Source organism: Gelidibacter salicanalis (genome assembly GCF_016469035.1).
Lineage (GTDB): Bacteria > Bacteroidota > Bacteroidia > Flavobacteriales > Flavobacteriaceae > Gelidibacter > Gelidibacter salicanalis_A.
The window spans coordinates 1-296 of the sequence record NZ_JAEHJZ010000455.1; the positions used below are offsets into that span (position 1 = coordinate 1).

General features: G+C 35.1%; 1 protein-coding gene. It reads left to right on the forward strand.

The features are described from left to right. Positions 1 to 67: 67 nt before the first annotated feature. On the forward strand, positions 68 to 296 hold a 229-nt coding region (locus JEM65_RS21810), incomplete at its 3' end, for a hypothetical protein (RefSeq protein WP_199603870.1).

The following is a 296-nucleotide window of genomic DNA, read 5'->3' on the forward strand; positions in this document are numbered from 1 at the left end:
TAACAATTCTGTGGCAGCTTCTAGTGAAATTTCATCTAGCGACTCAATTTTCAGAAAACGTAAAAGCATGGATAGATCCAAAAATTTATCCTCTGTATTGGACTCAATCAATAGTGCTATTGGTGTAAAACAACTACGAACTGCACCATTGACAGACTATGAACGATCCCAAATAGACTCCCTAGCTACGAATAGAGGATATTATCAGAATGCAATTACCATGGCATTGAACAATTCTAGAAGTTTGAAAAATCAATTCTCTGTCAAACAGACTCAAATTGATAATTATGAAAGGG